Below are 6,770 nucleotides of genomic sequence, written 5' to 3'. Positions count from 1 at the left end.
GCTAAACGGTTCGAAAATACTGCTTTCCACACTTTATCGTTTTTAATACCCATTTGGCAATGAAATTCGAATTTTTTAAATCAAAAAAGCCCCAGATTTCTCTGAGGCTTTCCGGTGGTACCAGCTGGAATCGAACCAGCGACACAAGGATTTTCAGTCCTTTGCTCTACCAACTGAGCTATGGTACCAGACCATACCCGTTTTGTTCGGGACTGCAAATGTAGTGTCTTTTTTGGTTTATGAAAATAATATTTGAAAATTTCTAAGGAAATTTCAAAAATTGACGGTTGACTCCCCTTTAAATTCATTCTAAATATAACTATTATGCATGCATAGCAATTACATATAAAGTATATTTTCTACTTTAGCATTTATCAAGCTATACCAATATGCTTTTACAAATTCTGTTTCTTATTATCGCCCTCGCAGCCATCGGGTTTTTTGCGTTCAATGCACGCAAAATCGGCAGGAATATTCATCTCGGGCGCCCGGTAGATCGTTCTGACCGTCCAACCGAGAGGTTAATGATTATGCTGAAGGTAGCTTTCGGGCAGACGAAAATGTCGAAAAGGCCTGTTGCTTTTGTATTACACTTGTTGGTTTACGTTGGTTTTGTCATCATTAATCTGGAAGTCCTCGAGATTATTATTGATGGGATTTTCGGAACTCACCGGATATTCGCTTCGCCGCTCGGTGGATTATATAATTTTTTAATCGCCTCCTTTGAAATACTTGCTGCGCTGGTTCTTTTTGGAGTCATCGTCTTTTTTGCCAGAAGAAATGTGGTTAAGATCAGGCGGTTCCGAGGAGTTGAGATGACCAAATGGCCCACATCTGATGCAAATATTATTCTGATCGCTGAAGTACTTTTAATGAGTGCCTTTCTTCTAATGAATGCGGCCGACTATAAGCTTCAACAGCTTGGAGTGGCGGGTTACACCCTTGCCGGTTCATTTCCGGTAAGCGGACTGATCGTTCCGTTCCTGCCAGATTCAGAACAAGCATTGATAGCTATCGAACGGACTTGCTGGTGGTTCCATATCATTGGAATTTTCGCATTTCTCAATTATCTACCTTATTCCAAGCACCTTCATATTATCCTGGCCTTCCCCAACACCTATTATTCCAAACTCGAGCCCAAAGGTGAGTTGGGTAATATGCCCGTTGTGACGAATGAAGTAAAAGCAATGCTGGACCCATCATTTGTGCCTGAACCTGCTGCAGATGCTGGCAGGTTTGGCGCAAAAGACATTACTGACCTCACCTGGAAAAATCTAATGGATGCCTATACGTGTACCGAATGCGGAAGATGCACCTCGGTATGCCCGGCGAACATAACCGGTAAACTCCTATCTCCGCGTAAAATAATGATGGATACACGCGACAGAACGGCGGAGGTGGGTTTAAATATCGACAAGCATGGTAAGGACCACAATGATGGCAAAGCACTCATCGACACTTATATAAGCAGGGAAGAGATATGGGCTTGTACCACATGTAATGCGTGTACGGAGGCATGTCCTGTTAACATTGACCCTCTGGCTATAATCGTAGAATTGAGAAGATACGCGGTTATGGAAGAATCGCAAGCCCCGGGTGCATTAAACAATATGTTTGGGAACGTGGAAAATAATGGAGCGCCGTGGAAGTATTCGCCTGCGGACCGTTTAAATTGGGCGGAGAATAATTAGGCAATGAGAATTTGTCAATGAGACAATTTGTCGATTGGCCAATATAAAAAAGTATTAAATAAAATATAGGCAGAAATGGAAGACTTGATTCCAGAAAACGAAAATCAATCAACGGAGGAAACTATTGACAAATTGTCTAATCAACAAATAGACAAATTGATCGTTCCCACTATGGCCGAAATGACAGCCAAGGGCGAATCACCAGAAATCCTTTTCTGGGTTGGATGCGCAGGGAGTTTCGACGAGCGGGCGCAAAAAATAACACGCGATATTTGCAAAATCCTAAAGCATGTAGGGATAAAATTTGCTGTACTTGGCACCGAAGAAAGCTGTACCGGCGACCCGGCCAAACGCGCTGGAAATGAGTTTCTTTTCCAGATGCAGGCGATGTCGAATATACAAACTCTTGACGCCTACCAGATCAAGAAAATAGTAACCGGCTGCCCACACTGTTTCAATACCATCAAAAATGAGTACCCGGTGCTCGGCGGAAAATACGAAGTCATCCACCATTCACAGCTGATCCAGCAATTGATTGATGAAGGAAAACTGAAAGCTGAAGGCGGAGAATCTTTCAAAGGTAAAAAAATCACCTTCCATGATCCCTGCTATTTAGGCCGGGGAAATAATATCTACGAAGCACCTCGTGCTGCTCTGGAAATACTCGACGCTGAGCTTGTGGAGATGAAACGCTGTAAGTCCAATGGGCTATGTTGTGGTGCAGGCGGAGCGCAAATGTTTAAAGAGCCGGAAAAAGGCAATAGGGACATCAATATTGAAAGAATAGATGAAGCTTTGGCCCTTGAGCCGAATATAGTAGCATCATCCTGTCCTTTCTGCATGACGATGCTAAGTGATGGGGTTAAAAACTATAATAAAGAGCAGGAAGTAAGAGTATTGGATATAGCGGAGATAACAGCAAGAGCCAACGGATTATAGCATTGTGATTAAAGACCTGTTAGTTTATGATCTCACAGGTCTTTTTAAGGTATAATTAAAATCGTAGTCCGATGCACAGCCCGGCTCGCAGTCCGGTCCAGGGCGTTGAAATATCAACACGAGCCCCCTGGGTATTCACTGTTGTTTCTGAATCGGCAAAAAAACTAGCCAGATCTTCTAGTTGTGGCCTAAGTTCATCTTGTTCCTCTTGGGATAGAGATTTAACAGCGTTTAGACTACCATTAGCAGAACCATACTGAGGGCCGAGCATCCACAAATCCATATAGATACCCCCTCCAAGTTTCCATTGGGCACCCATTAATAATCCCCCCGTTACGGTGTTCAATTTCCCTGTCAAGGGGAGAGTTGCAACTCCATTATTCATGTCATATTCGAAAGGCCCTTCAATTGTATAACTACTGAAGCGGGCAAATGGTGCAAGATAGAATCCTCGCAAGGCTTCTTTACCCATATAGAATCTCACTTCTGGCGTAACGGCGGAATTACTAGTCCGGAAATTACCTAATTGCTCCTCAGTTTCCGGATCATCTATCAAATTGCCAATGGAGGATTTCATTGGAATTCCAGATTCGGGCATGAACCGATAGCCTAATCCAAGTGTTATTTTATTAGCTATTGCACGCTCATACTGGAACGAATAGTTATTAAGCGGCAATGATAACAAATTGATCTTTAGTAGATTTTTGCCGGAAGAAGAACTCCCGTAGTTGGCTTTAATATTATCCTGGGCAAGGATAAAGCATGAACTTAAACAAAGTAAAACGCTTAGTGATAATTTTCTCATATCTATTAGGATGGATCGGGCTGGGTCAAATTATTTTAATCTGTTCTGGATCTCGTTTATTACTCCTTCGTATTTTCTTAATACCCGATCCCATTCCTGAAACCTTTCGTCTGACTTCGGACTGGTTCCAGCCTCGCCCGACTGCTCGCTAATTAACTTTATCTTGTAATAAAGCGGATCTGTTCCCCCTAGCTTAACAACAATACGTGTACGAATAGTATTCCCCTTAAATGTTTGCACCGCCCAGGCTGTACGTAGGTACCCAGTCTCTTTATCAGTGATTTCGATAATATCAAACTGAGAAGTGATTATCTGGTTCATCAACCGCCAGGCATCTGCTTCGGACTTAGAAGTTCTTACATCGATATCATTATTAGCAAAATCAATTTTTAAGGATGCATCGTAAGAATCATCCCTTCTTAACTCCACGAAAAGAGACTTGGGGATGGTTGCAGCACTTTTCTTATCGCAAAATGAAAGATTTTCCGTTAAAAAACCAGTCTTGACAATTTTTACGCTTACACAGGAACCTTTATCAATTTTGATCTCTGCCGAAGACCCTGATGGTTTCCCATCTACATAAATAACAGCGTCCTGTTCTGAAGCACTGATTTTAATTTTTTCATCAGCTCTTAAGGTTGCTATAGCACCCAGGCAGATTAATACGGACAATAGTAGCTTTTTCTTCATGATTATCTTTTTTAAACCAAAAATAGGGGCTAAATAGTTAGTGGAGAATACCCAGAAATAGGCATTTTTTCGTTTGAACAGGATGATTGTCAGAAGTTAGTTTGCATTTCGCAGCATCAGGATTTTAAATTCGTATTTTTGTCTATGAATATTTCTGAAAACTCACGGATCTGGATCTATCAATCCGATCGTATCCTTAGTTCTGAGGAAGAACAACAAATTCAGCAAAAGCTAGATGATTTCACTTCGCAGTGGCAAGCTCACGGACATCAATTAGCGGCTCATGGAGAAATCAGATATAATCAATTTATTATTTTATCGGTAGATGAAGCGGTGGCCGGTGCTACAGGTTGTTCAATTGATAAGTCAGTTTATCTGATGAAAGAGCTTGAACGAGAATTTGGAATTGGGCTTTTCGACCGGTTTAGGATAGCCTACCGGGATGGGGAGCGGGTAATCAACTGCAGTAAAACGGAGTTTGAGGAGCTGCTTGGTAATGGTGAATTAAATTCGGATACCATTGTTTTTAATAACATGATATCAATGCGTCGAGAACTGGAAACTTCATGGGAAGTTCCGATGAGGGACAGTTGGCATGGGCAGGTTTTTGGGGATAAAGTCTTATAAATTAGCACCTTTCCTCTGCGTCCTCTGCGCAGAACTTTTGCGTACTCTGCGGTAAATCTTAACGACTTAAATGCAGACGGCATACGCAATTAGGAGGATCAGAAAGGCAATTTCCCCAACCTCCTCATATTCCTTAGAATCAGTCTTTGTTTACGATATATATAAGCTGTAGGCCTTGCGGGCGACCATCTGCGAGGATTAGGAAGAACCGCAACCAGCAAAGCTGCCTGGCCCTTACTCATACTACTAGCAGATTTGTTATAGTATTTTTGTGATGCTGCTTCGGCACCATAAATACCATCCCCGGTTTCAATTACATTAAGATAGACTTCCAGAATCCTCTTTTTACCCCAGAGTAGCTCAATCAAGGCTGTGAAATAAGCTTCAAAAGCTTTACGCACGTATGATCTGCCTGGCCAAAGGAAAACATTCTTAGCGGTCTGCTGACTAATAGTACTGCCGCCAATTTTACGTTTTCCGGATTGATTTTTCTCAAAAGCATTTTCCATTGCTTTGAAGTCAAACCCCCAGTGTTTAAGAAAATTAACGTCCTCGCCCGCAATAGTCGCCTTTTTAAGATTATCTGATAAATCTTCGAACTGGATCCACTCCTTCTCAAGCTTCCATCCTTTACCCTCAATCTTCCCTTCAACTCCCCTTTGTATCATGAGGAATGTAACTGGAGGATTAATAAACCGCAGTGCGATGACCCAGAAGATGGTGATGGCGAAGAACCAGAGAATTAACTTGCCGATTAAGCGGGTGACTTTCCTAAGTCTGGAAGTTTTGGATTTTCTAGTGGAGATTCGATTTGGCATTTTTCGGGCTACGTGATAACTGATATTGGCCTAAAATAAAAAATGCTTCCTGAATTAAATCAGAAAGCATTTATTTTATTGCTTGTCTAAAGCCGTTAATCAGATGTCGTCAACCTGGTGACAGGTAACTTACATCTGGCAACAGTTTACTCTGCTACAACCTCAAACGGAACCTTAACCTTAACCTCTTTGTGAAGGTTTAAATTTGCGATGTACTCACCAACAAATTTAGGTTCAGTTTCGAATGTGATCCGTCTGCGGTCAACTTCAAAGCCTTCTTTCTTCAACGCGTCAGCGATTTGAATGGTATTCACAGATCCAAAGATCTTACCGCTCTCCCCAGCTTTTGCACCGATAGACAATTTAACACCTTCAAGTTTGCTCGCGATAGCGTCAGCATCCTTCTTGATTTTATCTTGTTTAAAAGCAGCTTGCTTTAAGTTTTCAGCTAAAACTTTTTTTGCTGATTCTGTAGCCAGAGTTGCATAACCCTTAGGAATAAGGAAATTACGGCCGAATCCTGGCTTTACTTTTACGACATCATCTTTCTCGCCGAGATTCTTGATGTCTTGTTTTAAAATTAGTTCCATTTCGCTTATCCCCTCTTATTTTAATGAATCAGTAACATAAGGTAATAAACCGATATGACGCGCACGTTTTACAGCTTGTGCAACTTTACGCTGGAACTTTAATGAAGTTCCTGTCAAACGGCGTGGTAATACTTTACCCTGGTCATTTATGAATTTCAATAAGAAATTAGCGTCTTTGTAATCGATATACTTAATTCCGTTCTTTCTGAAACGGCAGTATTTTTTACGGCTCTCATCAACTTTTGGAGCGGTAACGTACTGGATTGTGTCTTTTGCCATTATTTCGCTACCTCCTCAGTTTTAGTTTCTTTTGGTTTGTTGAAAGCTCCGCTACGCTTTTTCTCGCTGAAAGCAAGTGCATGCTTGTCAAGCGCGACAGTCAAGAAACGCATGATACGCTCGTCACGTTTGTATTCAACTTCAAGTTTGTTAATAAACTCACCCGGAGCTTTGAATGTAGTTAGGTGATAGTATCCAGTTGTTTTCTTTTGAATCGGATACGCTAGTTTTTTCAAACCCCAATTGTCTTCATGGACAATTTCGGCTCCGTTATCAGTCATAAGCTTTCCGAATTTGGTTAAAACCTCTTTCGCAGCTTCTTCAGATAACA

At 41.5% G+C, this 6,770-nt stretch carries 9 protein-coding genes and 1 tRNA gene; 3 read left to right on the top strand and 7 right to left on the bottom strand.

Annotated elements, in window-relative coordinates:
• Window positions 1–115: 115 nt before the first annotated feature.
• Window positions 116–188, bottom strand: a tRNA-Phe gene (locus tag WBJ10_RS03890).
• Window positions 189–389: 201 nt separating this feature from the next.
• Here WBJ10_RS03890 and WBJ10_RS03885 point away from each other — a divergent pair.
• Together WBJ10_RS03885 and WBJ10_RS03880 are read left to right on the top strand one after the other, a co-directional pair.
• Window positions 390–1,691 (top strand): 4Fe-4S dicluster domain-containing protein, encoded by a 1,302-nt coding sequence (locus tag WBJ10_RS03885; protein ID WP_424288239.1) that lies wholly within the window; start codon window positions 390–392, stop codon window positions 1,689–1,691.
• 171 nt (window positions 1,692–1,862) lie between these two features.
• On the top strand, window positions 1,863–2,630 hold the full coding sequence (locus tag WBJ10_RS03880; RefSeq protein ID WP_424288240.1) for a (Fe-S)-binding protein: 768 nt from the start codon (window positions 1,863–1,865) through the stop codon (window positions 2,628–2,630).
• Between the two features lie 55 nt (window positions 2,631–2,685).
• Here the strand turns inward: WBJ10_RS03880 and WBJ10_RS03875 are convergent, their stop codons facing one another.
• Both WBJ10_RS03875 and WBJ10_RS03870 read right to left on the bottom strand, forming a co-directional pair.
• Entirely contained in the window at window positions 2,686–3,435 is a 750-nt protein-coding gene (locus tag WBJ10_RS03875) for a DUF3575 domain-containing protein (RefSeq protein ID WP_424288238.1), read from the bottom strand.
• 30 nt (window positions 3,436–3,465) lie between these two features.
• Window positions 3,466–4,125 carry a hypothetical protein gene (locus tag WBJ10_RS03870; protein ID WP_424288237.1) on the bottom strand — a complete coding sequence of 220 codons (660 nt, stop codon included), beginning with the start codon at window positions 4,123–4,125 and terminating at the stop codon, window positions 3,466–3,468.
• A gap of 144 nt (window positions 4,126–4,269) precedes the next feature.
• Between WBJ10_RS03870 and WBJ10_RS03865 the strand changes: the two genes are divergently transcribed.
• Entirely contained in the window at window positions 4,270–4,752 is a 483-nt protein-coding gene (locus WBJ10_RS03865; RefSeq protein ID WP_424288236.1) for an ABC transporter ATPase, read from the top strand.
• A 98-nt stretch (window positions 4,753–4,850) separates the two neighbouring features.
• On the opposite strand, the gene mtgA is transcribed toward WBJ10_RS03865, so the two are convergent.
• The 4 genes from mtgA to rpsF all read right to left on the bottom strand — a co-directional run.
• The gene (gene mtgA / locus WBJ10_RS03860; RefSeq protein ID WP_424288235.1) at window positions 4,851–5,570 is read right to left on the bottom strand and encodes a monofunctional biosynthetic peptidoglycan transglycosylase; all 720 of its coding nucleotides are present in this window, start codon (window positions 5,568–5,570) and stop codon (window positions 4,851–4,853) included.
• 146 nt (window positions 5,571–5,716) lie between these two features.
• The gene (gene rplI / locus WBJ10_RS03855) at window positions 5,717–6,160 is read right to left on the bottom strand and encodes a 50S ribosomal protein L9 (protein ID WP_424288234.1); all 444 of its coding nucleotides are present in this window, start codon (window positions 6,158–6,160) and stop codon (window positions 5,717–5,719) included.
• 15 nt (window positions 6,161–6,175) lie between these two features.
• A complete protein-coding gene (gene rpsR, locus WBJ10_RS03850; RefSeq protein WP_305363252.1) occupies window positions 6,176–6,439 on the bottom strand; it encodes a 30S ribosomal protein S18 in 264 nt (87 codons plus the stop codon).
• The coding region (gene rpsF / locus WBJ10_RS03845) for a 30S ribosomal protein S6 (protein WP_424288233.1) at window positions 6,439–6,770 on the bottom strand (332 nt) is incomplete at its 5' end. The genes rpsR and rpsF, both read right to left, overlap by 1 nt.

Origin of the sequence: Daejeonella sp. (genome assembly GCF_049655485.1) — a bacterium.
Classification (GTDB): domain Bacteria; phylum Bacteroidota; class Bacteroidia; order Sphingobacteriales; family Sphingobacteriaceae; genus Daejeonella.
Note: the sequence above shows the minus strand (reverse complement) of the source record. Positions and strands in the feature narration are given on the sequence as shown.

Bases quoted from the DNA above. Each gene is read 5' to 3' on its own strand.
- WBJ10_RS03885 (WP_424288239.1), top strand. From the start codon at position 390: ATGCTTTTACAAATTCTGTTTCTTATTATCGCCCTCGCAGCCATCGGG.
- WBJ10_RS03880 (WP_424288240.1), top strand. From the start codon at position 1,863: ATGGCCGAAATGACAGCCAAGGGCGAATCACCAGAAATCCTTTTCTGG.
- WBJ10_RS03875 (WP_424288238.1), bottom strand. From the start codon at position 3,435: ATGAGAAAATTATCACTAAGCGTTTTACTTTGTTTAAGTTCATGCTTT.
- WBJ10_RS03870 (WP_424288237.1), bottom strand. From the start codon at position 4,125: ATGAAGAAAAAGCTACTATTGTCCGTATTAATCTGCCTGGGTGCTATA.
- WBJ10_RS03865 (WP_424288236.1), top strand. From the start codon at position 4,270: ATGAATATTTCTGAAAACTCACGGATCTGGATCTATCAATCCGATCGT.
- mtgA (WP_424288235.1), bottom strand. From the start codon at position 5,570: ATGCCAAATCGAATCTCCACTAGAAAATCCAAAACTTCCAGACTTAGG.
- rplI (WP_424288234.1), bottom strand. From the start codon at position 6,160: ATGGAACTAATTTTAAAACAAGACATCAAGAATCTCGGCGAGAAAGAT.
- rpsR (WP_305363252.1), bottom strand. From the start codon at position 6,439: ATGGCAAAAGACACAATCCAGTACGTTACCGCTCCAAAAGTTGATGAG.